This is a genomic window from Variovorax sp. RCC_210, assembly GCF_041355175.1.
Lineage (GTDB): Bacteria > Pseudomonadota > Gammaproteobacteria > Burkholderiales > Burkholderiaceae_C > Variovorax.
This window is the reverse complement of sequence record NZ_JBFUPJ010000001.1, coordinates 20,804-45,501: the sequence shown is the minus strand read 5'-3', so window position 1 is coordinate 45,501 and position 24,698 is coordinate 20,804. Positions and strand designations below refer to the sequence as shown.

22 protein-coding genes are annotated in these 24,698 nt (G+C 67.7%); 7 read left to right on the top strand and 15 right to left on the bottom strand.

Annotated features, from left to right (window positions below):
* Positions 1 to 23: 23 nt before the first annotated feature.
* The 5 genes from efeO to AB6807_RS00185 form a co-directional block, all read right to left on the bottom strand.
* Positions 24 to 1,247: an iron uptake system protein EfeO gene (gene efeO / locus AB6807_RS00205; protein WP_371083079.1), complete on the bottom strand. Its 1,224-nt coding sequence runs from the start codon at positions 1,245 to 1,247 to the stop codon at positions 24 to 26.
* 9 nt (positions 1,248 to 1,256) lie between these two features.
* A complete protein-coding gene (efeU, locus tag AB6807_RS00200) occupies positions 1,257 to 2,096 on the bottom strand; it encodes an iron uptake transporter permease EfeU (RefSeq protein ID WP_371083078.1) in 840 nt (279 codons plus the stop codon).
* 181 nt (positions 2,097 to 2,277) lie between these two features.
* Positions 2,278 to 2,739, bottom strand: coding sequence for a metallophosphoesterase family protein (locus tag AB6807_RS00195; protein ID WP_371083077.1), 462 nt, complete (start codon positions 2,737 to 2,739; stop codon positions 2,278 to 2,280).
* A 13-nt stretch (positions 2,740 to 2,752) separates the two neighbouring features.
* Positions 2,753 to 5,620 carry an aconitate hydratase gene (locus tag AB6807_RS00190; RefSeq protein ID WP_116908226.1) on the bottom strand — a complete coding sequence of 956 codons (2,868 nt, stop codon included), beginning with the start codon at positions 5,618 to 5,620 and terminating at the stop codon, positions 2,753 to 2,755.
* Between the two features lie 167 nt (positions 5,621 to 5,787).
* A complete protein-coding gene (locus tag AB6807_RS00185) occupies positions 5,788 to 6,201 on the bottom strand; it encodes a hypothetical protein (RefSeq protein ID WP_371083076.1) in 414 nt (137 codons plus the stop codon).
* A gap of 147 nt (positions 6,202 to 6,348) precedes the next feature.
* Between AB6807_RS00185 and AB6807_RS00180 the strand changes: the two genes are divergently transcribed.
* Positions 6,349 to 7,248 (top strand): helix-turn-helix domain-containing protein, encoded by a 900-nt coding sequence (locus tag AB6807_RS00180; protein WP_371083075.1) that lies wholly within the window; start codon positions 6,349 to 6,351, stop codon positions 7,246 to 7,248.
* Here AB6807_RS00180 and AB6807_RS00175 read toward each other — a convergent pair.
* From AB6807_RS00175 to AB6807_RS00155, 5 genes are all read right to left on the bottom strand, one after another.
* Positions 7,145 to 9,421: an acyl-CoA dehydrogenase gene (locus AB6807_RS00175; RefSeq protein WP_371083074.1), complete on the bottom strand. Its 2,277-nt coding sequence runs from the start codon at positions 9,419 to 9,421 to the stop codon at positions 7,145 to 7,147. The two genes, AB6807_RS00180 and AB6807_RS00175, sit on opposite strands and share 104 nt — an antisense overlap.
* Positions 9,422 to 9,527: 106 nt before the next feature.
* Positions 9,528 to 10,181 carry a hypothetical protein gene (locus AB6807_RS00170; protein ID WP_371083073.1) on the bottom strand — a complete coding sequence of 218 codons (654 nt, stop codon included), beginning with the start codon at positions 10,179 to 10,181 and terminating at the stop codon, positions 9,528 to 9,530.
* 8 nt (positions 10,182 to 10,189) lie between these two features.
* Entirely contained in the window at positions 10,190 to 11,335 is a 1,146-nt protein-coding gene (locus tag AB6807_RS00165) for a DUF2827 domain-containing protein (RefSeq protein WP_371083072.1), read from the bottom strand.
* Positions 11,332 to 12,489 carry a DUF2827 domain-containing protein gene (locus AB6807_RS00160; RefSeq protein ID WP_371083071.1) on the bottom strand — a complete coding sequence of 386 codons (1,158 nt, stop codon included), beginning with the start codon at positions 12,487 to 12,489 and terminating at the stop codon, positions 11,332 to 11,334. Before AB6807_RS00160 ends, AB6807_RS00165 begins: the two co-directional genes overlap by 4 nt.
* Entirely contained in the window at positions 12,465 to 12,662 is a 198-nt protein-coding gene (locus AB6807_RS00155; protein WP_371084164.1) for a hypothetical protein, read from the bottom strand. Before AB6807_RS00155 ends, AB6807_RS00160 begins: the two co-directional genes overlap by 25 nt.
* A gap of 3 nt (positions 12,663 to 12,665) precedes the next feature.
* Between AB6807_RS00155 and AB6807_RS00150 the strand changes: the two genes are divergently transcribed.
* Together AB6807_RS00150 and AB6807_RS00145 are read left to right on the top strand one after the other, a co-directional pair.
* Positions 12,666 to 13,808 (top strand): DUF2827 domain-containing protein, encoded by a 1,143-nt coding sequence (locus AB6807_RS00150; protein WP_371083070.1) that lies wholly within the window; start codon positions 12,666 to 12,668, stop codon positions 13,806 to 13,808.
* 33 nt (positions 13,809 to 13,841) lie between these two features.
* On the top strand, positions 13,842 to 14,702 hold the full coding sequence (locus AB6807_RS00145; RefSeq protein WP_116908233.1) for a hypothetical protein: 861 nt from the start codon (positions 13,842 to 13,844) through the stop codon (positions 14,700 to 14,702).
* 67 nt (positions 14,703 to 14,769) lie between these two features.
* On the opposite strand, the gene AB6807_RS00140 is transcribed toward AB6807_RS00145, so the two are convergent.
* From AB6807_RS00140 to AB6807_RS00120, 5 genes are all read right to left on the bottom strand, one after another.
* The gene (locus tag AB6807_RS00140; RefSeq protein WP_371083069.1) at positions 14,770 to 17,355 is read right to left on the bottom strand and encodes a bifunctional aconitate hydratase 2/2-methylisocitrate dehydratase; all 2,586 of its coding nucleotides are present in this window, start codon (positions 17,353 to 17,355) and stop codon (positions 14,770 to 14,772) included.
* 89 nt (positions 17,356 to 17,444) lie between these two features.
* Positions 17,445 to 18,005: a hypothetical protein gene (locus AB6807_RS00135; RefSeq protein ID WP_116908235.1), complete on the bottom strand. Its 561-nt coding sequence runs from the start codon at positions 18,003 to 18,005 to the stop codon at positions 17,445 to 17,447.
* Between the two features lie 34 nt (positions 18,006 to 18,039).
* Positions 18,040 to 19,038, bottom strand: a complete 999-nt coding sequence (locus tag AB6807_RS00130; RefSeq protein WP_371083068.1) for a CoA ester lyase — start codon at positions 19,036 to 19,038, stop codon at positions 18,040 to 18,042.
* Positions 19,035 to 19,823 (bottom strand): trans-aconitate 2-methyltransferase, encoded by a 789-nt coding sequence (gene tam / locus AB6807_RS00125; RefSeq protein WP_371083067.1) that lies wholly within the window; start codon positions 19,821 to 19,823, stop codon positions 19,035 to 19,037. Before tam ends, AB6807_RS00130 begins: the two co-directional genes overlap by 4 nt.
* A gap of 21 nt (positions 19,824 to 19,844) precedes the next feature.
* On the bottom strand, positions 19,845 to 20,831 hold the full coding sequence (locus AB6807_RS00120; RefSeq protein WP_116908238.1) for a malate dehydrogenase: 987 nt from the start codon (positions 20,829 to 20,831) through the stop codon (positions 19,845 to 19,847).
* 185 nt (positions 20,832 to 21,016) lie between these two features.
* On the opposite strand from AB6807_RS00120, the gene AB6807_RS00115 reads away from it, so the two are divergent.
* From AB6807_RS00115 to sdhA, 4 genes are all read left to right on the top strand, one after another.
* On the top strand, positions 21,017 to 21,775 hold the full coding sequence (locus AB6807_RS00115) for a GntR family transcriptional regulator (protein WP_371083066.1): 759 nt from the start codon (positions 21,017 to 21,019) through the stop codon (positions 21,773 to 21,775).
* A gap of 240 nt (positions 21,776 to 22,015) precedes the next feature.
* Positions 22,016 to 22,462 (top strand): succinate dehydrogenase, cytochrome b556 subunit, encoded by a 447-nt coding sequence (gene sdhC / locus AB6807_RS00110; RefSeq protein WP_116908240.1) that lies wholly within the window; start codon positions 22,016 to 22,018, stop codon positions 22,460 to 22,462.
* A gap of 13 nt (positions 22,463 to 22,475) precedes the next feature.
* Positions 22,476 to 22,841, top strand: coding sequence for a succinate dehydrogenase, hydrophobic membrane anchor protein (gene sdhD, locus AB6807_RS00105; RefSeq protein WP_116908241.1), 366 nt, complete (start codon positions 22,476 to 22,478; stop codon positions 22,839 to 22,841).
* A gap of 7 nt (positions 22,842 to 22,848) precedes the next feature.
* A complete protein-coding gene (gene sdhA / locus AB6807_RS00100; RefSeq protein WP_371083065.1) occupies positions 22,849 to 24,657 on the top strand; it encodes a succinate dehydrogenase flavoprotein subunit in 1,809 nt (602 codons plus the stop codon).
* The last annotated feature ends 41 nt before the right edge of the window (positions 24,658 to 24,698 follow it).

The following is a 24,698-nucleotide window of genomic DNA, read 5'->3' as shown; positions in this document are numbered from 1 at the left end:
CTCGCTGTTGCTGTGCGCTCGGCTCATTCCAGGCCGAGCGCGGCGTTCACCTGGCCCAGCGCTTCGGCCAGCGCGCGCACCGGCTCGGCCAGCGCCTTGCGCTGTGCTTCGTCCAGCGGCGCCGGCTTGAAGCCCTCGCCGTCGCCTTTGCTGTCGCGGTACGGCGCCAGCGCGGCGTCGAAGGCGGCGAAGCGTTCGTCCACGCGCTGCTGCAGCGCCGGCGCGGCCTTCACCAGCAGCGGCTGCAGCAGCTCCGCGATCTTCTTCGTGCCTTCGTAGGTGCCCTGCAGGTTCACCAGTTCGGCATGCCCGTAGTGGTCTTCGCCGCCCGCGGGCAGGTTGTCGGCCACGCGGCGCAGCAGCTTCGAGGCCGAACCGGCCAGCCGCTCGGGCGGCATGTTCAGCGCGCGCAGGCGCTCCTTGAGCACGCCGATGTCGGCCGTGAGCTGCGCGACCACCGGCCCGAGCGACTTCACGTCGTTCTGGCTGTACAGCGCGTACTCGATGCGGTGGAAGCCGGTGAAGCCGGCGTCGGCCTCGCGCTTCTCGAAGTAGTCGGCGCGCGCGTTGATGCGGGTGTCCAGGTCGGCGAACAGCTCGGCCATCGGCTCGATGCGCTTGTAGGCCTGGTGCGCGGGGGCGTAGAGCGCCCTAGCCTGCTGCAGGTCGCCGGCCTTCACGGCGTCGGCCAGCGCGTGCACCGCGTCGTCGAGCGAGCCGGCCTCCAGGCGCAGGAACACCTGGTACTCGGCCAGCGCACCCACGTAGTTGACCAGCGACGGCCGCGCCGCCTCGGCGTCGGAAGCGGCCGAGGGCGTCACGCGCAGCGTGCCGCGCGGGTTGCTCAGCAGGCCGCAGGTGATGGCGAATTCACCCGGCTGCAGCTTCACCGTCATGGTCTGCGAGAAGCCCGGCGCGATGTTCTCGCGCTCTTCCACCACCATGACGCCGTCGAGAATTTCCCACTCCAGCGCGCGGTTCGACTTGTTGACGATGGTGAAGGTGGTGCGCCCCGCGGGCACGGTGATCTCGTTGGGCTCGCAGGCGTTGCCCTGGATGGTGACGGTCACGGCATTGTCGGCCGCCTTGGCCGGCGCCTTCTGGGCCTCTTTGGAGGCGTACCAGAAGGCCGCGAGCCCGGCGACCACCAGCAGCGCCGACGCGGCCACCGCCACGCGCATCAGGGTGGACGAGGCGGCTTTGGTGTCGGGGGACGGGGAAGAAGAAGGAGAAGGAGAGGAAGGCATCGAAGGTTTTCAGCCGGCCGCGGCCGCGCGTGGCGCCGACGGCGTGGAGGCCGAGCGCAGGAAGAAGAACAGGGCCACGGCCAGGAAGGCCAGGTACACGACCACCTCGCCCACCACGGGCGCGGCCTGGTAGCCCAGCAGGCCCGAGAGCACGGCGCCCACGGGGCTGTCCATGGGCAGCGTGTCGCTCATGTCGAACACCACCGTCTGCAGGTGGTTCCACACGCCGCCTTCATGCAGCTTGCGCAGCACGCCGGCCAGCAGGCCCGCGGCCACCAGGAGAATGAACAGGCCCGTGTAGCGGAAGAAGCGGCGCAGGTCGAGCCGCACGCCGCCCGAGTACAGGCCCCAGCCGATCGCCACCGACACCGCGATGCCGGCCAGCGCGCCCACGGGTGCCTCCCAGCCGCTGCTCTGCTGGAACACCGCCAGCAGGAAGAACACCGACTCCAGCCCTTCGCGCGCCACGGCGAGAAACACCATGCCGATGAGCGCCCAGCCCTGGCCGTCCGCGCCCCGGGTCAGCGCCTTGTCGATGGAGGCCTGCAGCTCGCCCTTGATGGAGCGCGCGGCCTTGCGCATCCAGAACACCATCGAGGTCAGCATGACCACGGCGATGAGCCCGACCACGCCTTCGAACAGCTCCTGCTGCTTCTGCGGAAACTCCGCCGCCAGCAGTTGCAGGCCGGCCCCCGCGAACAGCGACAGCGCGGTGGCCAGCAGCACGCCGACCCACACCGCGGGCATCAGCGCGCCGCGTCCGCTTTGCTTGAGGTAGCTGGCGACGATGCCGACGATCAGCGCGGCTTCGATGCCTTCGCGCAGCATGATGAGAAAGGGGATGAGCATCGGCTTCGCAATTCAGGGCAGGAGGAGCCCCCGGAGCCGGCACGGTCAGCAGCGCTTGGCGTTGGCCCCTCGGAGGAGCGAACGAGCATAACCCATCAAATAAGAGACATTCTCATCTAGGGGCTTTAACTTACCGAATGGTAATGATTGCTCCCTGACCGGACCGCTGGGCGCTGAACGCTTACACGGCGAGTTCGACGATGCGCGCGCTGACGGCGTCGCCGTCGATCGTCAGCTCGGCCACCGCGATGGGCAGGCTGAAGCGCCGCGGCCCCGCGCTGCCCGGGTTCACGTAGAGCACGCCGTCGCGCTCTTCCACCTTCGGCTTGTGCGAATGGCCCGAGACCACCACGCGCACGCCGTCGGCGACCGGATCGATGTCGAGCTGCGAGAGATCGTGGATGGCGTAGAGGCCAATGCCGCCGAACGCTACGCATTCGGTCTCGGCGATGCCGTCGGCCCAGGGCTCGCGGTCGTTGTTGCCGCGAACCACCGTCAGCGGCGCCATCGCGCGCAGCGCTTCGAGGATGCCGGCGTTGCCGATGTCCCCGCCGTGCACGATGAAGTCGCTGCCCCGCAGGGCTTCCACGGCCTGCGGGCGCAGCAGGCCGTGGGTGTCGGAGATGAGCCCGACGCGGATCAAGGCATCGACGGCGTCAAGCCGCCAGCAACTGCCGCAGCACGAACGGCAGGATGCCGCCGTGCTTGTAGTAGTCGACCTCGATCGGCGTGTCGATGCGCAGGCGCACCGTTACCTCCTGGTGCGTGCCGTCGGGGCGGTGCACCACCAGCTTCACGTCCATCTGCGGCTTCAGCTCGCTGCCGATGACCACGTCGATCTTCTCGTCGCCCGTGAGGCCCAGCGTCTGCCACGAGTCGGCGCCGCGGAACTGCAGCGGCAGCACGCCCATGCCCACCAGGTTGGCGCGGTGGATGCGCTCGAAGCTGCGCGCCACCACGGCCTTGATGCCCAGCAGCTGCGTGCCCTTGGCGGCCCAATCGCGCGACGAGCCGGTGCCGTATTCCTCGCCGCCGAACACCACCGTGGGGGTGCCCTCTTCCATGTACTTCATGGCGGCGTCGTAGATGAACATCTTCTGGTTGCCGGGCTGGAACAGCGTGACGCCGCCCTCTTCCTGCGTGCCGTTGGCGTCCGGCGGAATCATGAGGTTCTTGATGCGCACGTTGGCGAAGGTGCCGCGCATCATCACGTCATGGTTGCCGCGGCGCGAGCCGTAGCTGTTGAAGTCGGCCTTGGGCACGCCGTGCGCCTTCAGCCAGATGCCCGCGGGCGAGCTTTCCTTGATGGAGCCGGCCGGCGAGATGTGGTCGGTGGTGATCGAGTCACCGAACAGCGCCATGATGCGCGCGCTCTTGAAGCCCGCGTCGGCCGCGTGCGGCTTCATCTTGAAGCCCTCGAAGAACGGCGGCTCGGCGATGTAGGTCGACTTCGGCCAGTCGTAGACCTGGCCGTTGGTGCCCTTGATGCTGCTCCAGAACTTGCCCGGGTCGGTCTTGACCTTGTCGTAGTTCGCGCGGAACGACTTGGCGTTCATGGCGTAGCGCAGGTTGTCGTCAATCTCTTTCGGCGTGGGCCAGATGTCGCCCAGGTACACGTCCTTGCCGCCCTTGCCCTTGCCCACGGGCTGGGTCATCAGGTCGGTCATGACGTTGCCGGCAATGGCAAAGGCCACCACCAGCGGCGGCGAGGCCAGGAAGTTGGCCTTCAGGTTCGGGTGGATGCGCGCCTCGAAGTTGCGGTTGCCCGAGAGCACGGCCGCGCCGATCAGGTCGTTCTTGGTGATGGCCTCGTTGATCTCGGGCGTCAGGTCGCCGGCGTTGCCGATGCAGGTGGTGCAGCCGTAGCCGGCCAGGTAGAAGCCCAGCTTTTCCAGGTAGGGCAGCAGGCCGGCCTTCTCGAGGTATTCGGTGACGATGCGCGAGCCCGGCGCCAGCGAGGTCTTGATGTGCGGCTTGACCGTGAGCCCCGCCTCCACCGCCTTCTTGGCCAGCAGGCCGGCCGCCAGCATCACGCTGGGGTTGGAGGTGTTGGTGCACGAGGTGATGGCCGCGATGAGCACGTCGCCGTTGCCGATGGTGACTTCGCCCTTGGGCGCGGTGGGTGCCGTGGCGCTGGTGTGCGCGGCGGCCTTGGTCGAGCGGTTGGCCACCATCTCGACCACGTCGCGCGGCGAGCCTGCGGGCGGCGCGGCGGCTTCGTCGTCGCTGCCCTGCGCGGCCGTGACCAGCGGGTAGCGCAGCTTGAGCCTGTCGGCCGGCTGGTTGAAGCCGTTGGCGTCGTTGGGCTTGCTGTAGAGCTCCGAGAACTTGGTCGACAGGTGGCCCAGGTCGATGCGGTCCTGCGGGCGCTTCGGGCCGGCCAGGCTGGGCGACACGGTGCCCAGGTCGAGGCGCACGATCTTGGTGTAGTCGATGTCGCCGGGCGCGGGCATGCCGTACAGGCCCTGCGCCTTGTAGTAAGCGGCGAAACGCTCGACCTCTTCCTTGGTGCGGCCGGTGCCTTCGAAGTAGGCCACCGTCATGTCGTCGACCGGGAAGAAGCCCATGGTCGCGCCGTACTCGGGCGCCATGTTGCCGATGGTGGCGCGGTCGGGCACGGCGATGGACGCGGCGCCCGGGCCGAAGAACTCGACGAACTTGCCCACCACCTTCTCGGCGCGCAGGATGGCCGTGACGTACAGCACCAGGTCGGTGGCCGTGACGCCTTCGCGCAGCTTGCCGGTGAGCTCGAAGCCGACCACGTCGGGCGTCAGCATGTACACGGGCTGGCCCAGCATGGCCGCCTCGGCCTCGATGCCGCCCACGCCCCAGCCGACCACGCCCACGCCGTTGATCATGGTGGTGTGGCTGTCTGTGCCCACCAGCGAGTCGGGGTAGTAGGTGGGCACGTCGGCCTTGTCGTTCGGGCTGGTGTACACGCCGCGCGCAAAGTACTCGAGGTTCACCTGGTGCACGATGCCGAAGCCCGGGGGCACCACGCGGAAAGTGTCGAAGGCCTGCATGCCCCACTTCATGAACTGGTAGCGCTCGTTGTTGCGCTGGAACTCCAGCTTCATGTTCAGGTCGAGCGCCTTGGGCGTGCCGTAGTAGTCGACCATCACCGAGTGGTCGACCACCAGGTCGACGGGCACCAGCGGCTCGATGGTCTTGGGCGACTTGCCCAGCTTTTCGGCCACGCTGCGCATGGCGGCCAGGTCGGCCAGCAGCGGCACGCCGGTGAAGTCCTGCAGCACCACGCGGGTGACGACGAATGGAATTTCGTCGACGCGCTCGGCGTTGGGCGCCCAGTGGGCCAGCTCCTCGACGTGCTTGGCCGAAACCTTCTGGCCGTCGCAATTGCGCAGCACCGACTCGAGCACGATGCGGATGGAAACCGGCAGGCGTTCGATGGTCGGGTATTGCTTGGCCAGCTCTTTCAGGGACCAGTACTTGCCGGACTTGCCCGATGCGGTCTTGAAGGTCTTGAGGGTGGACGCAAAGGCGTGTGCCGGTGCTTTGGCCATAGAGAGACTCCTGTGTGTTCGTGGAAGCCTCTCAAGGATATCTGGGAACAATGTCAACCGTTGTAGTCGGCCTTCTCTTGCGTGCCCTCTTTCGGGTGTCTGGTTCCTCATGGCGAAAAATGACGGGAACGGGGCGTCCCTCCGCACTCGCCCGTCCGCCCGGGCCGTCAGGCCATCGCCATCCGGCCGGCCCCGCGCGTGCGGCGCAGGCCGGTCCATTGCAACTCGGCCAGCACCACGACGCACACCGCCTGCGCCAGCACCCAGGCGATGCCCACCGCCGTGACCGGGAACATGCCGCTCACCAGCAGCGCGACGCAGGCGACGGCCCAGCCGAAATTGCCGAGCACGACCAACCCGATGAGCGTGCGCGGCGGCGTGCGGCGCATGGCCATCAGCGCGGCGGCGGCCGCGTACGCCAGCAGGAAAATGCCCGTGCCCACGAGCAGCGGCGCCGGAAGCCCGGTGAGCGCGGCCAGCGCGCCGGTGAAGGCCACCTGCAGCGCGCCGGTGGCGGCGCAGGAGGCGGCGTCGGCCCACATCACGCGGGGCAGGAAACGGGGGGATGCGAAGACGGACATGGGGTACTCCTTCAGGGTCGGGGTGGATGGATCGGCGCGGCAGGCCTGTCCGGCCGCGCTGGAGCCAATGGTTCCGCCCGCCGGGCATGGCGTCGATGACCTCGCAGGTCATGGCGCCGCGCCGCCGCCGCGCCAGAATGCGGCTCCATGGACACCCCTACCGCCCAAGCCACCCACGCCGCCCACCCCACCAAGCCTGGCAAGACTGGCAAACCTGGCAAGGCCGGCCAGCCCGGCGCGCGCGATCCCTTCGGCGCGCACCTGCGCCACTGGCGCACCCACCGCCGGCTGAGCCAGCTCGACCTGGCGCAGGAGGCCGAGGTGTCGACCCGCCACCTGAGCTACGTGGAAACCGGCCGCGCCGCGCCCAGCCGCGAGATGGTGCTGCGCCTGGCCGAGCGGCTGGAGGTGCCGCTGCGCGAACGCAACGCGCTGCTGGTGGCGGCCGGCTTCGCGCCCATGTACCGCCAGCGCTCGCTCGACGACCCGGCCATGGCGGCGGCAAGGCGCGCCGTCGATTTGGTGCTCAAGGGCCACGAGCCCTTTCCCGCGCTGGCCGTGGACCGCCACTGGAACCTGGTGGCGCACAACGCGCTGGTGCCCCTGCTGATGGAAGGCGCCGCGCCCGAGCTGCTGAAGCCGCCCATCAACGTGCTACGCCTGAGCCTGCACCCCGAGGGCGTGGCCCCGCGCATCGCCAACCTGGCGCAATGGCGCACCCACCTGCTCGAACGGCTGCAGCAGCAGATCGCCGCCACCGGCGACGCCACGCTGCAGGCCCTGCACGACGAACTGGCGGGCTACCCCGCGCCCAAGGTGAGCCACGACGCGCCCGCGCTCGACACCGCGCTGTCCGCCGTGGCCGTGCCCTTCCAGGTGGTGATGCCGAGCGGCGTGCTGAGCTTCATCAGCACCATCACCATCTTCGGCACGCCGGTGGACGTCACATTGCAGGAACTGGCGGTGGAGTCGTTCTTTCCGGCCGACGAGCAGACAGCGGCGGCGCTGGTGGCACTGGCGGCGCAAATGTCGCGCTCGGCCGGCTGAGGTCGCCGCCCGGGACGGTGCCGGCGGCCGATGTTCGTGGCGGCCCGTCGAAGTCGTCCACCTGGATCACCTTGTCGGCCGCCTTCAGGTAGGCCAGCGCCAGTTCCGGGTGGGGCGACGAACGCGCCGCTTCCTCCAGCGAATTCGTGCGCCGCAGCACCTTGTTGAGCGCGGCGGTGTCGCCGAGCTGCGCGCCCAGCTCCATCGCATGCATCAGGTCGCGCAGGCCGCCGGCGGCGGGCTCGCTCAGGTCGGGCGCCAGCCGCTCGACGATGCGCGGGTCGCTGCGCAACAGCTCGGCCAGTTCAAGCAGCTGCACATCGCGCAGCGGCGCCAGGTGCGCGGTGCGGCGCAGCACCAGCGCGCCGATCAGGCGGCGCCCGGAGGTCGGCAGGTTGGCATACAGGTCGCGCAGGATGCGGCCGGCCTCGTCCAGCTGCAGCCGGATGGCCGCGCGCGCGAACGGCAGCAGCTCGGGCGCCGCATCGACGCGATAACGCCAGATGCACGCGCTGGCCAGGTACAGGTGGGCCAGCACGTCGCCCAGGCGCGCCGAGAGCAGTTCCATGCGCTTGAGCTTGCCGCCCAGCATGCCCATGGCCAGGTCGGCCGTGAGGGCGTACTTGGCGCTCATGCGCGCCAGCAGCCGCGCCTCGTGCATCAGGTCTTCGGGCGGCTCGCCCAGCACCGGCGCGCCGAACACGCTGTGCCACAGGTTGGCCGCCACGTGCTTGCCGTGCGCGATGAGCGCCTTGCCCAGCGCGGTTTCGTCATGCGCCTGCACCGCGGCCATTTCGTCGAGCACGTGCGGATGGCAGCGCACCGCCCCCTGGCCGAACACGATGAGCGCGCGCGTGAGGATGTTCGCGCCCTCCACCGTGATGGCGATGGGCGCCTGCCGGTACGACACGCCCAGCAGATTCGAGGGGCCCGAGATGATGCCCTTGCCCCCGAGGATGTCCATGCCGTGGTTCACCGCGCGGCGGCCCGCCTCGGTCAGCTGCACCTTGAGGATGGCGCTGGCCACGCTGGGGCGCTCGCCCTTGTCGAGCGCGGCGGCGGTAAAGCGCCGGGCGGCGTCGCTGGCATAGAGCTCGGCCGACATCTGCGCCACCAGCCCCGCAATGGCGTGGAACTTGCCCACCGGCATGCCGAACTGCTCGCGGATCTGGCCGTAGCCGTTGCTCACGTACAGCGCGGTCTGCTGCATGGCCGAGCCCAGCGCGGGCAGCGAAATGGCGCGGCCCGCGGCCAGGCATTCCATCAGCATGCGCCAGCCCTGGCCCACCTGCTTCTCGCCGCCGATGATCCAGTCCATCGGCACGAACACCTGGCGTCCGTGGATCGGGCCGTTCATGAAGGCGCTGTCCATCGGGCGGTGGCGCCGGCCGATGTCCATGCCCTCGTGCGGCACCGGAATCAGCGCGCAGGTAATGCCGAGCTCGCGCTCGCCCTCGGGCCTGCTCTCGTCCACCGCATGAAAGGCCAGGCCCACCACGGTGGCCACCGGCGCCAGCGTGATGTAGCGCTTGTCGAAGTCGACCAGGAAGCCGCGCGTCATGCGCCCGTTGAACTCGCGCTCCACCACCACCCCGCGGTCGGGGATCGATGCCGCGTCGGAGCCGGCGTAGGGCGAGGTCAGGCCGAAGCACGGCAGCTCGCGGCCGTCGGCCAGGCGCGGCAGGTAGTGGTCTTTCTGGCTGTCGGTGCCGTAGCGCAACAGCAACTCGGCCGGCCCCAGCGAGTTGGGCACCATCACCGTGACGGCGGTGGCCACGTTGACGGTAGCAATGCGCGTCACCACGGTGGCGTGCGCGAAGTGGCTGAAGCCCAGGCCGCCGAATTCCTCGGGAATGATCATTCCGAAGAAGCGCTTCTCGCGCAGGTAGCGCCACACCTCGGGCGGCAGGTCGCGCGCCTGGTCGATGGCGTGGTCGTCGAGCAGGCGGCACAGCTCGCGCACCTCGCGCTCCAGGAACGCCTGCTCGCTCTCGCTGAGCCGGTTGGGGCCGACGCCGGACAGCACGTCGAAGTCGGGGTTGCCCGCAAAGAGCTGCCCCTCGAAGCCGACGGTGCCGGCCTCGAGCGCGGCGCGCTCGGTGTCTCCCAGCGGCGGTAGCGCCTTGGAAAACGGATGCATGGCCCATCGACCGATGAGTTTCGCCAGAGGCATGGTTGTCTCCTGCCGCGAGGGTGATCGCGGCTCGACGCCATTCTTGCGGCCCGCAATGCCCGGCGCGGGCCGGTCAAGCGCCACCTTGCGTGTCGGACAGGCGCGATCAGCGCTTCTTCGGCATCTGCCCGGTCAAGGGGGCTGAAGGCAGCACGGGAGTGGCTGCGGCCGCGGAACCAGCCGCCGATGCAGCGGCTTTCCAGCCGTATTCCACATACCGCCGAATCACCAGGCAGCCGGGTGGCGAATCGATCAGCGACACCGACGAGCTGGGCTCCTTGTCGTCGGTATACACCGCGTAGATGGGCAGCAGCCGGGTCACCCTGTAGCCCGCCAGCTCCTGCTGCGCGACGCTCTCGCAGGTGAAGGGCGCCACCGAGATGCGCTCGGCCGACACGGTGCAGCCGCCGCTGTCCTCGGGAATGGCCGTGATCGACGCCGCCACACCAGCGTTCGGGTACTGGATGCCGATCAGCGAGAACATCGGCCCCGCGTCGGGGCGCTTGCGGTCCCAGTCGAGCAGCACGTCGTGGCTGCGGCTGCCCTGCACCGTGAGCGACGACAGCCGCGAGATGGCCGGCAGGCAGCGCTGGATGCCCACGCTGGTGGCCGCGCGCGTGAGGCTGTCCTGCGGCGGGGCAGGCGGTGCCGGGGGCACGAGCACGCCCTGCGCGAACGCGGTGCCGGCGGTGCATGCGAACGCGGCAAACACGGCCAGCGCGGCGGCCAACGGTCTCGGCAATGCGGCAATGGGTTTCATGGCGGGCCTCACAGGTAAAGGTTGTCGATCGCCGCCGTGTAGACGCGCACGTTCTCCTCGCCCTCGGGGTCGAGCGTGGCGATGAAGCGGCGCGCCTCGTCGCGGTAGGCCGCCAGGTTGGCGTCGTGCCCGGCGAAGGCCCGCTGCAGCGCGCGCCCGCCCTCCTCGCAGTCGAAGCCGTGGTAGCGGTAGCCGCAGGCGCCGACAAGGTGCGAGTTGTGAATCAGCGGATAGCCGCCATACAGCGCCTCGTAGTAGACGTAGTTCTGCGCGTTCTCCCAGTGGTGCGCGAACACCGCGTCGATCTTGCCGGGCATCACCTGGTACACCGGAAAGCGCCCCTCGAAGGTGGCCAGCCCGTGGCGCACGATGTCCAGGCTCTGCGCGAAGCCGACGAACAGCGGCTTGTCCTTCAGGTGGAAGCTGTTGTAGACCCACATCTTCTCGATCAGCCGCGGCTGCGCGCGGTGCGCCACCTCGCAGCCGAGCATGGGAATGAAGCTGGTCTTCACCAGGCAGATGTTGGGCTCGAAGATGGCGACGCGCCACTGCCTGCGCCCTGGCACGTAGGCGAAGGGCGGGCTGTCGGGCGTGCGGGCCAGCGCGCGCTCCAGCACCATCGGGCTCCACAGATGCGGCATAAGCCTGACGGGCGCGCGGAAGGTGCTCTCGAAGTACGGCTTGCACGACGAGGCGTATTCGGGAATGGTCCAGACCTCGTCGTACGGCGCGCCGGAAATCAGCAGGCCGTGCGGCTTGTCGAAGATCATGCGTTCGATGTCGATCACGTAGTCGTTGCCCACGCGCATCGAAACGATCTTGCCGCCCTTCTCGCGAAACGCCACCGACCACTCGCGCGCCAGCTGCGCGCTCATCTCGATCATCAGGTCGAGCTCCTGCGCGGCGGTGGCCATGTCGATGACGGGCACCGGCGAGTCGGCCAGGAAGCCGGTGGCGTCCGCGGGACCGCCGTCGCCGCCGCCGGCCACCAGCACGGCGCTTTGCACGCGCGGCGAGCGCAGCAGCAGCATCACCAGGAACAGGCAGTTCTGGTAGACGCCGTTCTCCCACAGGCTCTGCTCGCCCTTGCGGATGAAGATCGACACGCCGACCTTGAGCGTGGCGGGCATGGCGGTGCGTTGCGCTTCGCTCATGCGGGTCTCGCGGCGTTCGTTGCATCGGCGCGAAAGCCAGCATCGCCGCCCACCAGGTGCAGCAGTCGCTTCGCATAAGCGTCGACATTCGCGGGCAGCAGGGGGTCGACCGACGCGAACACGCGCCGCGAACGCGCGCGGTAGTCGTCGAGTTGCGCATCGTGCGTGTGCACGGCCTGCAGCAGCTGCCGCGTGCCCTCGGCGATGTCGAAGTCGGGGTAGTAGTAGCCGGCGTCGCGCAGCCAGGGCGAGTTGTGCACCAATGGATAGTCGCCGTGCAGCGCGTCGAGGTAGCTGTAGTTCTGCTCGTTCTGCCACTGGTGCGAAACCACCGCGTCGGCGAACTGCACCATGAAGCCCGCGAAGTCGTTGCGCCCATGAAAGACAGCCTTGTGCTCGCGCACGAGGTCCAGCGAGTTCGCCAGGTAGAGCATGGTCGGGTGGTCCTTGATGTGCAGGGTGTTGAGCACCTGCATCGACGCCACCGCCGCGGGCTGCGCGCGATAAGCGCCGTCGCACACCAGCATGGGCACGCTGCTGGACTTCACCACCGAGATGTTGGGCTCGAAGATCGCCACCCGGAACGCCGGCTGCGCGGCCGTGCGCGGCGTGTAGCCGAAGCGCCAGCCCGCGGCCTCGACCTCGGCCACGCGCTGCGCCAGGAACTGCGGCGACCACAGGTAGGGCACCTCGAACACCGGGCAGCGGTGCAGCGTGCGCATCAGCGGCGCGAACACCTCGTCCTTGGGCAGCAGCCACACCTCGTCGCAACGCTCGGGTGGGCTGAAGTGGCCCTTGTCGGTGAACACGATGGGCTCGGCCAGGGACACGAAGGGCTGGCCCACGCAATGGAACACCACGCGGCCGCCGCAGGCGCGGAAATAGGAGAGCCATTGCACGTCGAGCGCGCCAGCCATCTCGATGACCACGTCGAGCGCGTCGCCCAGTTCGCGCGCGCGGCCAAAGCCCAGGCCCATGGCGGCCAGGTCGACCTGCGGGGGCATCTGCTGCTGGTCGCCGGCATCGACCAGCGTGACCGATTCGACGAAGCCGATGCGCTGGAGCAAGCGCGCCAGGAACAGCACGTTCTGGCCAATGCCGTTTTCCCAGATGTTCTGGCCGGCGTGGGTCAGCACTGAAATACCGATTCGCATGGGGCGAAGTGTGAACCGAAAAAATCGGCCCGCCCGTCAATTTTCACTCGATGAGCGGGCTTCCTGCCGCTTCCGGAGACTTCCCTTTCACGGGCATCGGCAGACAATGAAGTTCGCCAGCCGACCCCGTTCCATTCGAACAGGCATGCGCCCGGATCGATCTTGAACCACATGACATGAATTCCACACCACGCCTGCGCATCGGCATCACCATCGGCCTCCACCATGAGGCCGAAACGCTGTGGAACAACGGCATCAAGCAGAACGCCGTGTTCCTCGCCGAGGCGCTCGGGCATTGCCCCGCGGTCGGCTCGGTGGTGCTGGTGAACACCACGGCCGTCGCCATCACCGCCGCGCTGCCGTGGGACCTGGCGCGCTGGCCCACGGTGAGCTTCGAGGCCGCGAAGGACAGCGTGGACGTGCTGGTCGAACTCGGCGGGCAGATCGACGCGGCGCAGACCGACTACCTGAAGCAACGCGGCGCGCGGCTGGTGTCGTACTGCTGCGGCTTCGAGTACGTGCACGCCATGGAGGCCATGCTGTTCAACAAGCCGCTGTGGGGCCAGAACCTGTTCGTGAACCAGCGCTACGACGACATCTGGATGGTGCCGCAGGTGGCGAACATCAGCCAGCCGTACTTCGAGGTGCTGCGGCGCGCCGAGGCCCGCGCGGTGCCCTTCGTGTGGAGCCCGGTGTTTCTGGCCGAGCGCGCCCGCGCCCTGCCCGAAGGCGGCATGTACCAGCCCCGGACGCACGCCGGCGCGCGCCGGCTCAGCGTGATGGAGCCCAACATCGACGTGGTCAAGTTCTGCCTGTACCCCGTGCTCGTCGCCGAGCTGGCGTACCGCGCGCGGCCCGAGGCCATCGCGCTGCTGCAGGTCACGAACGCCGAGCGGCTGGCCAGGGACAACATGGAATTCATCACGCTCATGAACCAGCTCGACCTGGTGCGCGAGCACAAGGCCGTGTTCCTGGGTCGGCACGAGACGCCCGCGTTCCTGGCGCAGCACACCGACATCGTGGTCTCGCACCAGTGGGAGAACCCGCTCAACTACTTCTACCTGGAGACCTGCTGGCAGGGCTACCCGCTGGTGCACAACGCGCACCTGTGCGCCGACCTGGGCTACTTCTACGAAGGCAACGATGTGGCCGCGGGCTGCGCGCGCGTGCTCGAGGCCGTCGACACGCACGATGCGCAGGCCCTCGCCTACCGCGAGCGGCAGCGCGGGCTCATCGCGCGCTACCTGCCCGGCAACGCCGCGGCCACCGACACCTACAACACCCTGCTGCTCGCACTGATGCAGCGCCCCGCCAGATAACAAGGCCCCACAGGACCTGACAGGACCGCTCCCATGCTCGACCCCTCCGAACTCCGGCAGTTCTTCCCCGTGATCGTCACGCCCAGCCACGACGGCAAGTTCTTCCAGAACTACGTCATGTCGATGATGAACTTCACCGTGGAAGCCGAGCGCGCCGGCATGCGGCTGCAGGTGCTGTTCCACCAGGGCGAAAGCCTGGTCACGCGGGCGCGCAACAACTGCGTGGCGCAGTTCCTGGCCAACCCGCACTGGACGCACCTGTTCTGGATCGACGCCGACATCGGCTTCTCGGCGCAGGCGGCGTTCCGGCTGCTGCTGTCCGGCTACGACATCGCGGCCGGCGTGTATCCGCTGAAGCGCGAAGACTGGCCCGCCGAAGGCGTGGCCGAGGGCACCACGCGCCAGCAGTTCGAGGCCACGTTCACGCGCTACACGGTCAACGCCAAGGCGTCCGAGCGCAGCGCGCAGGTCGAGCTCGAGGTCCAGCCCGACGGCTTCATGAAGATGACCGAGGCGCCCACGGGCTTCATGGTCATCGCGCGCGGCGTGTTCGAGCGGCTCATGGCGAGCTACCCCGACCTCAACTACGTGCCCGACAGCATCGGCGAGCCCGACCTGGGCCTGCACTACCGCTTCTTCGACGTGATGGTCGATCCGCAGACGCGCCGCTATCTGTCGGAGGACTACGGCTTCTGCCGCCTGTGGTCGGGGCTGGGCGAGTCGATCTACATCGACGCCAACTCCAACCTCACGCACCAGGGCGCCAAGCTCTACCGGGGCGATTTCGCGAACTCGCTGCTCACCTCGCTGCCGCATGCGGTCGGTGGCCCGGCGGGCGCGGCCATGGTGCTCAGCGGCAGGGAGCACCTGAAACCCAACATGCCGCCGGCCTGAGCCTGCAGTGCCCAAGAAAAAAACCCCGCGGTGCGGGGCTTTTTCATTGGCAAGGTTGCCGGGCCTGTCAGCAGGCCGCTGCGGTCTCGGCGACCTTGTAGTCGTCGATCTTGTCGAAGTTCAGGTACTGGTAGATCTGCGTGCTGGAAGCATCGAGCACGCCGGTGGCGGCCATGTACTCCTCGCGCGTCGGGATGCGGCCCAGGCGCGAGCAGATGGCGGCCAGCTCGGCCGAGCCGAGGTACACGTTGGTGTTCTTGCCCAGGCGGTTCGGGAAGTTGCGCGTGCTGGTCGACATGACCGTCGCGCCTTCGCGCACCTGCGCCTGGTTGCCCATGCACAGCGAGCAGCCCGGCATTTCGGTGCGCGCGCCGGCATTGCCGAACACGCCGTAGTGGCCTTCCTCGGTGAGTTGCTGCGCGTCCATCTTGGTCGGCGGCGCGATCCACAGCTTGACCGGGATGTCGCGCTTGCCTTCGAGCAGCTTGGAAGCCGCGCGGAAGTGACCGATGTTGGTCATGCACGAACCGATGAACACTTCGTCGATCACGGCACCGGCCACGTCGCTCAGCGTCTTCACGTCGTCGGGGTCGTTCGGGCAGGCCACGATGGGTTCGTGGATCTCGGCCAGGTCGATCTCGATGACGGCGGCGTACTCGGCGTCGTCGTCGCCCTTGAGCAGTTGCTGGTCGGCCAGCCAGGCTTCCTGGGCGGCGATGCGGCGTTGCAGCGTGCGGGCGTCGGCGTAGCCTTCGGCAATCATCCACTTCATCAGCGTGATGTTGCTGTTGATGTACTCGGCGATCGGTTCCTTGTTCAGGTGCACCGTGCAGCCGGCGGCCGAGCGTTCGGCCGAGGCGTCGCTCAGCTCGAAGGCTTGTTCCACCTTCAGGTCGGGCAGGCCTTCGATTTCCAGGATGCGGCCCGAGAAGATGTTCTTCTTGCCTTGCTTGGCCACGGTCAGCAGGCCGGCCTTGATGGCGTACAGCGGAATGGCGTTGACCAGGTCACGCAGCGTGACGCCGGGCTGCATCTTGCCCTTGAAGCGCACCAGCACCGACTCGGGCATGTCCAGCGGCATCACGCCGGTGGCGGCCGCGAAGGCCACGAGGCCGGAGCCCGCCGGGAAGCTGATGCCGATGGGGAAACGCGTGTGGCTGTCGCCGCCGGTGCCCACGGTGTCGGGCGTCAGCAGGCGGTTGAGCCAGCTGTGGATCACGCCGTCGCCCGGACGCAGCGAGACGCCGCCGCGGTTGGCCATGAACTCGGGGAGTTCGTGGTGCATCTTGACGTCGACCTTCTTGGGATACGCCGCCGTGTGGCAGAACGACTGCATCACGAGGTCGGCCGAGAAGCCCAGGCAGGCCAGGTCCTTCAGCTCGTCGCGGGTCATCGGGCCGGTGGTGTCCTGCGAGCCGACCGAGGTCATCTTGGGTTCGCAGTACGTGCCCGGGCGAACGCCCTGGCCTTCGGGCAGGCCGCAGGCACGCCCGACCATCTTCTGCGCGAGCGAGAAGCCCTTCTTGGTGTCGACCGGGCTGCTCGGCAGGCGGAACAGCGTGGACACGGGCAGGCCCAGTGCTTCGCGCGCCTTGGTGGTGAGGCCGCGGCCGATGATCAGCGGAATGCGGCCGCCGGCGCGCACTTCGTCGAACAGCACGTCGCTCTTGACGGTGAATTCGGCGATGACCTTGCCGTCCTTCAGCGCCTTGCCTTCGTAGGGACGCAGCTCGACCACGTCGCCCATGTTCATCTGCGTGACGTCGAGCTCGATGGGCAGAGCGCCCGAGTCTTCCATCGTGTTGTAGAAGATGGGAGCGATCTTGCCGCCGAGGCACACGCCGCCGAAACGCTTGTTCGGAACGAAGGGAATGTCTTCGCCGGTGAACCACAGCACCGAGTTGGTGGCGCTCTTGCGCGACGAACCCGTGCCGACCACGTCGCCGGCGTAGGCCACGAGGTGGCCGCGCGCGCGCAGGTCTTCGATGAACTTCACCGGGCCGCGCTTGCCGTCTTCTTCAGGGACGATGCCGGGGCGGGCGTTCTTGTGCATCGCCAGGGCGTGCATCGGAATGTCGGGACGGGTCGTGGCGTCGGGCGCGGGCGACAGGTCGTCGGTGTTGATTTCGCCAGCCACCTTGAAGATGCTGACGGTGATGCTCTCGGGCACTTCGGGGCGGCTGGTGAACCACTCGGCATCGGCCCAGCTCTGCAGCACGCCCTTGGCGTTGGCGTTGCCCTTGTCGGCCTTTTCCTTGACGTCGTGGAACTGGTCGAACATCAGCAGGGTCTTCTTCAGGCCTTCGGCTGCCACGGCGCCGACTTCGGCGTCGTCCAGCAGGTCGATCATGGGGCTGATGTTGTAGCCGCCGAGCATGGTGCCGAGCAGTTCGGTGGCGCGGGCGCGCGAAATGAACTCGCTCTTCTCGGTGCCGTGGGCCACGGCAGCGAGGTAGCTGGCCTTGACCTTGGCGGCGTCGTCGACGCCGGCGGGCACGCGGTAGGTGAGCAGCTCGAGCAGGAAGGCACCGTCCTTGGCGTTCGCGCTCTTCAGGAGCTCGATGGCTTCAGAGGTCTGCTTCGCGCTCAAGGGCAGCGGCGGGATACCGAGCGCGGCGCGTTCGGCAACATGATCAACGTAGGCTTGCAACATCTTCTTTTCTCCGGAAACTGGGCTGTCGGGCGTGCGAGGCGGCCCCCGCGGTCAAGCAAGAGCCGCGCCGCACCCCGTGGTCGGTACGCTTACTTGGCGCCGTCGGCACCCTCGAACAGGGCCTTGGGCGGGTTCTTCTTCATCTCGGCGGCGAACGCGACTTGCGCGTCGGTCTGGCATTCGTCGGCAATGCGCAGGCCGGCCTTCTGGTTCATCAGCATCGACTTGTTGCCGAGCTGGAGCCACATGGCGCCGGCACGCGGGTCTTCGAGGCGGATGGCGCCGGTGCGGCTTTCGACCGGGTGCATGCGGTACTTCAGGCCCTTGGTGGTCACGGTGAAGAAGCCGGGCTTCTTCTCGTCGGGCGTGACGGTCACGTCGGCGCCGAGTTCGCACTGGGCCTTGCCGACGGACACGCGCTGGGCCACGGCCAGGTCGGTGTCGCTGAGCGTCACGTCGGTGTCGGTGTTGATGGGCGTGACTTCTTCGACGGCCTTGGCGGCCTTGCGCGTGACCTGGTGCTTCTTGGCGGGTGCCTTGGCCGTGGTGGACTTGGCGGCGGGCTTGGCCGCCGGCTTGGCAGCGTCCTGGGCCAGGGCGGCCAGCGGGAGTGCCAGGGCAACAGCGGCGATCAGGGCAATTTTCTTCATGTGTGGGTTTCCTTGAGGCTGGGTACAGGTGGTTTCAGGAGGCCGCGAATGCAAACCAGGCTTTCGCCTCGGGGGGCAACGCGCGCCCTGTTGCGTGGGCGCGCGTCAGAACCTGCCAGAAGTGGCGGTAGCTCGCGCGGTCGTGCAATGTGCCATCAATTTGTGTCGGCGCCCAATTCGCGGTTGCCGCCTTTACAAGGATTTTTGTGGCAATTTGAATCTGGGCCTCGTCGGGCGCGAAGGCCTCGAGGATGGGCCGGATCTGGTTCGGGTGGATGCTCCACATGCGCGTGTAGCCGAATTCGGTGGCCGCCCTGCGGGCCGCCGTGCGCATGGCATCGGTGTCGTTGAACTCGGTGACCACGCAGTGCGAGGGCACCTTGCCGTAGGCGTGCGCGGCCGACGCGATGGCCAGCTTGGCGCGTACCACCAGCGGGTGGCTGAACTGCCCCGCCGCGCCCATGCCATCGGCCGGAATGGCGCCGGCGTGGGCCGAGACGAAGTCCATCAGGCCGAAGCTCAGCGACTGCACGCGCGGATGCGCGGCGATGTCGAAGGCGTTGTGCACGGCCAGCGGCGATTCGATGAGCACGTGCAGCGGCAGCGCCGCGGCATCGGCCGCGTCGAGCGCGGCCACGGCCTGCAGCACGTCGGCGAGCGACTCGACCTTGGGCACCATCAGGTGGCTCAGGCGGTCGGCGGCGCGGCCGGCGATGGTGATCACGTCGCCGGCGAACGCCGGATGGTCGACCGGGTGCACGCGCACGCCGACGCGCATGCCGGGCCGAGCGGCCAGCGCCAGCTCGGTCACGAGCGCCGCGTGCTCGGCCTCGCCGCCCACGGGGGCGCCGTCTTCGCAGTCGAGGGTGACGTCGAACACGCAGGCGCCGAACTCCTCGGCCATCTCGGCCTGGAGCGCGAGGCTCTTCTTCATTCGCGCTTCGACGCCGCTGTAGTGGTCGCACACGGGCAGCGTCACGGCGCCGGCCTGCGCGCCGAGCAGCACTTCACCGGGATGGGCCGATTGGGTCATGCCTTGCTCTTTTGCGCCACGATGAACATGCGCGGAAACGCGAGCAGCCGCTTGCCGTCGGCGCGCGCCGGGTAGGCGGCGTCCACGCGGCGCAGGTACTCGCCAAGATAGCTGGCCTGCAGGTCGGCGCCCAGGCGGTCGACGAAGGGCTTGAGCCCCGTGCCGCGCACCCATTCGACGATGGAAGCGGCATCCGCCATGCGGTGCTGGTAGATGGTGTGCCAGACGTCGATGTGCGCCGCGCGCGGCGCCAGCAGGTCGTAGTAGCCGCCCAGGTCGAGCAGCAGCGTGCGCAGCCTGTCGGCGTCGCCGATGGCCTCGGCCCAGGGGGCTTCGGCGGCCACGGCGCGCATCAGCCGGTGCGTGGGCTCTTGGCGGTTGTCGGGCATCTGGATGGCGAGCACGCCACCCGGGGCCAGCGCGTCGAACAGGCGCGGGATCAGCTTCTGGTGATCGGGCACCCATTGCAGGGACGCATTGGCATAGATGAGGTCGGGCGCTTTTTCCGAAGAACGCGGCGCCCAGGTCGCGATGTCGCTCAACTCGAAGGCCGCCTGGGGCAGGCGCTCGCGCGCGCTGACCAGCATGGCCTCGGAGTTGTCGGTTCCGGTGACTTGCGCCTTCGGGAACCGTTGCACCAGTAGCTCGGTGGAATTGCCCGGCCCGCAACCGAGGTCGACCACGCGGGCCGCCTCCGCCAGGGGCACCCGCGCCAGGAGTTCCTGTGCGGGGCGGGTGCGCTCGTCCTCGTAGCGACGGTAGAGCGCGGGGTTCCAGTCGAGCATGCCGGGCTTGCCTTGCGTGGCTTAGAGCAGGTGGGCGACGCCGGCGCGTTCGCCTTCGAGCTCTTCGAGCGTCTTGTTGATGCGCTCCTGGCTGAATGCGTCGATCTCGAGGCCTTCGACCAGCTTGTACTCACCATTTTCGCAGGTGACCGGGAAGCCGAACATCACGTCCTTCGGAATGCCGTACTGGCCGTCCGACGGAATGCCCATGGTGACCCACTTGCCGTTGGTGCCCAGGGCCCAGTCGCGCATGTGGTCGATGGCGGCGTTGGCAGCCGAGGCGGCCGACGACAGGCCACGGGCCTCGATGATGGCGGCGCCGCGCTTGCCGACGGTCGGCAGGAAGGTGTTGGCGTTCCATTCCTGGTCGTTGATCAGCTTGGCCACGCTTTCGCCGTTGATGGTGGCGAAACGGTAGTCGGCGTACATCGTGGGCGAGTGGTTGCCCCACACGGTGAGCTTCTCGATGTCGGCCACGGCCTTGCCGGTCTTGGCGGCGATCTGGCTGGCGGCGCGGTTGTGGTCCAGGCGCAGCATGGCGGTGAAGTTCTTGCGCGGCAGGTCGGGCGCGCTCTTCATGGCGATATAGGCGTTGGTGTTGGCGGGGTTACCGACCACCAGCACCTTCACGTTGCGGCTGGCGACGGCGTTCAGGGCCTTGCCTTGCGCGGTGAAGATGGCGCCGTTCACGGCCAGCAGTTCGGCACGTTCCATGCCGGGGCCGCGGGGACGCGAACCGACCAGCAGTGCGTAGTCGGCGTCCTTGAAGGCGGTCATCGGGTCGCCGTGGGCTTCCATGCCGGCCAGCAGCGGGAAGGCGCAGTCGTCGAGCTCCATCATCACGCCCTTGAGCGCCTTCTGGGCCTTCTCGTCGGGGATTTCGAGCAGTTGCAGGATGACCGGCTGGTCTTTGCCGAGCATTTCACCGGAGGCGATACGGAACAACAGGGCGTAACCGATTTGACCGGCGGCACCGGTGACGGCAACGCGGACGGGCTTTTTGCTCATGGGAAGACTCCAGAAGGTAGTGAAAACGGTGTAGGCGCTCTCGTGGGGCGCCAGGGGGTCCTGCGGGACGAAATACCTTCCCGCAGTGCGAGACCCGCAATATTTTAAGCCGATTCAATGAGGGTCGTCTTATGTCTTATATAAGATATCCTCTCGGGGTCCGCCAAGGCGCACCCACCGCTGCCATGAACACGCCCTCCACCCTCGACGAGCCCACGACGCCGTCCTTCAGTCCGCTCTACCAGCAGATCAAGACCTTGATCCTGCAGAGCCTGCAGGCGGGCGAGTGGAAGCCGGGCGAACCCATCCCCAGCGAGATGGACCTGGCGGTGCGCTACCGGGTGAGCCAGGGCACGGTACGCAAGGCCATCGACGAGCTGTCGGCCGAAAACCTGGTGGTGCGCCGCCAGGGCAAGGGCACCTTCGTCGCCACGCATGCCGAGCAGCACGTGCAGTACCGCTTTCTCAAGCTCGTGCCCGACGCCGGCGATCCGAGCACCGAAGGCCCCGCGGTGCGCACCATCGTCGACTGCAAGCGGCTGCGCGCCTCTGCCGACGTGGCGCGCGCGCTCGGCCTGCGCACCGGCGACGCCGTGCTGCAGGTGCGCCGAGTGCTCGCCTACGCAGGCGTTCCAACCATCCTCGAAGACCTGTGGCTGCCCGGCACGCCCTTCAAGGGCCTGACCGCCGAGCGGCTGCGCGCCTGGCCCGGCCCGATGTACGCGCTGTTCGAAACGGAATTCGGGGTGCGCATGGTGCGTGCCGAAGAAAAGATCCGGGCCGTGCTCCCCGATGCCGAACAGGCCCAGTTGCTCGACGTGCCGCTGCAGATGCCCCTGCTGAGTGTGGAACGCGTCGCGCACACCTACCATGACATGCCGATGGAGTTGCGCCGCGGGCTCTATCGCACCGACACGCACCACTACAGAAACCAGCTGGGCTGACCCCGATGATGCAGACGAAGAAGGCCGAATACCGGTGCGCCAGCGTGCGCACACAACCCGTGCAGGGCGCTACCGGGTCAAGAGCATCCGACTGCAATGGTGCGCTGACTCGTGCGCGTCCGCTGCCCGATGGTGCATTGCAATAGAATTTTGCGTTGTTTGCATTTCCGCATAAGAAACAAAAGCGTTCGCTCTCAGAACAAGCCAACAAGTCTCCACGCCACGAAAGCACTTCCCCCAATGACAGAGCTTGCAACTCCCCCCCGGCCGCCGCGTCGCGAATTCCGCAACATCAACGCATTCACCGACCTCACGACCTATCGGCTGCCGCCGGCCGGCATCGTGTCGATCCTGCATCGCGTCAGCGGCGTGATCATGTTCCTGCTGCTGCCGTTCATCATCTGGATGTTCGACACATCGCTGTCATCTGAATACTCCTTCGCCAGATTCAAGGGTGCCTTCAACGTCGGCATCGGCTTTGCGCCCGGCTGGTTCTTCAAGCTCGTCGCGCTCGCGCTGATCTGGGCCTACCTGCATCACTTCATCGCCGGCCTGCGCCATCTCTGGATGGACGTGAGCCACGCAGCGGTCACCAAGGAGTTCGGTCACAGCTCCGCCCTGGTCACGCTGTCCCTGAGCATCCTGCTCACCCTGGTGCTCGGCGCCAAGTTGTTCGGCCTGTACTGAGAAGGAGCCAACCATGTCTGTGAATTACGGCTCCAAGCGCGTCGTCGTCGGCGCCCACTACGGTTTGCGCGACTGGCTCAGCCAGCGCATCACGGGCGGCCTGATGGCGCTCTTCACGATCATCCTGCTTGCACAGCTGATCTTCTCCCGCGGCCCCATCGGCTACGACCTGTGGGCCGGCATCTTTGCCGCGCAGTGGATGAAGGTGCTGACGTTCTCCGTCATCGTCGCCCTGCTCTATCACGTGTGGGTCGGCATGCGCGACGTGTGGATGGACTACGTCCAACCTGTCGGCATCCGTCTCGTGCTGCAAATTTTCACCATCGTCTGGCTTGTCGGTTGTGCGGGTTGGGCCATTCAAGTGCTTTGGAAGATCTGACCCCACCATGACCTACACAAAAGAACAAATCACCAAGCGCAGATTCGACGTCGTGATCGTCGGTGCCGGCGGCTCCGGCATGCGCGCCTCGCTGCAACTCGCTCGCGCCGGCCTCAACGTGGCCGTGCTCTCGAAGGTGTTCCCCACGCGTTCGCACACCGTGGCTGCCCAGGGCGGCGTCGGTGCATCGCTGGGCAACATGAGCGAAGACAACTGGCACTACCACTTCTACGACACGATCAAGGGCTCCGACTGGCTCGGCGACCAGGACGCGATCGAGTTCATGTGCCGCGAAGCACCGAAGGTCGTGTACGAGCTCGAGCACTTCGGCATGCCGTTCGACCGCAACCCCGACGGCACCATCTACCAGCGCCCCTTCGGCGGCCACACCGCCAACTACGGCGAAAAGGCCGTGCAACGCGCCTGCGCCGCGGCCGACCGCACCGGCCACGCGATGCTGCACACGCTGTACCAGAAGAACGTCGAGGCCCGCACCCAGTTCTTCGTCGAATGGATGGCGCTCGACCTCATCCGTGACGACGAAGGCGACGTGGTCGGCGTGACCGCGCTCGAAATGGAAACCGGCGACCTGCACATCCTGCAGGCCAAGACCGTGCTGCTGGCCACCGGCGGCGCGGGCCGGATCTTCGGCGCGTCGACCAACGCGTTCATCAACACCGGCGACGGCCTGGGCATGGCCGCGCGCTCGGGCATTCCGCTGCAGGACATGGAGTTCTGGCAGTTCCACCCCACCGGCGTGGCCGGCGCGGGCGTGCTGCTGACCGAAGGCTGCCGCGGCGAAGGCGCCATCCTGCTGAACAGCAACGGCGAACGCTTCATGGAGCGCTATGCGCCCACCCTGAAGGACCTGGCACCGCGCGACTTCGTTTCGCGCTCGATGGACCAGGAAATCAAGGAAGGCCGTGGCTGTGGTCCCAACAAGGACTACATCCACATGAAGCTGGACCACCTGGGCGCCGACACCATCCACAAGCGGCTGCCGTCGGTGTACGAGATCGGCATCAACTTCGCCAACGTCGACGTCACCAAGGAACCCATTCCGGTGGTGCCGACCATCCACTACCAGATGGGCGGCATTCCCACCAACATCAACGGCCAGGTCGTCATCCAGAAGGGTGAAGACAACAGCGCCGTGGTGAACGGCCTCTACGCCGTGGGCGAATGCTCGTGCGTGAGCGTGCACGGCGCGAACCGCCTGGGCACCAACTCGCTGCTCGACCTGCTGGTGTTCGGCCGCGCGGCCGGCAACCACATCGTGCAGTTCAACGACAAGCTTAAGGAACACAAGCCGCTGCCGGCCAACGCCGCCGACCGCACGCTGCGACGCCTGAACGAGCTCGAAGACAGCACCGCCGGCGAGTACGCGCAGGACGTGGCCGGCGAGATCCGCGCCGTCATGCAGCAGCACGCCGCCGTGTTCCGCAAGCAGGCCTCGATGGACGAAGGCGTGGTCAAGATCGCCGCCGTGCGCGAGCGCGTCAAGGCCATCGGCCTGAAGGACAAGTCCAAGGTGTTCAACACCGCGCGCATCGAGGCGCTGGAAGTCGACAACCTGATCGAAGTGGCGCAGGCCACCATGGTCTCGGCCGCCGCACGCAAGGAATGCCGCGGCGCGCACACGGTCGAAGACTACGAGCGTCCCGCGGACGACCCGGTCGCACCGCTGGGCCGCGACGACGCCAACTGGATGAAGCACACGCTCTGGTACAGCCAGGACAACCGCCTCTCGTACAAGCCGGTCAAGCTGCAGCCGCTCACCGTGGCCTCGGTTCCGCCGAAGGTCCGCACGTTCTAAGCAACGGCTAACGTCAGCCAAGTAAAAGCATTCACAAGGTC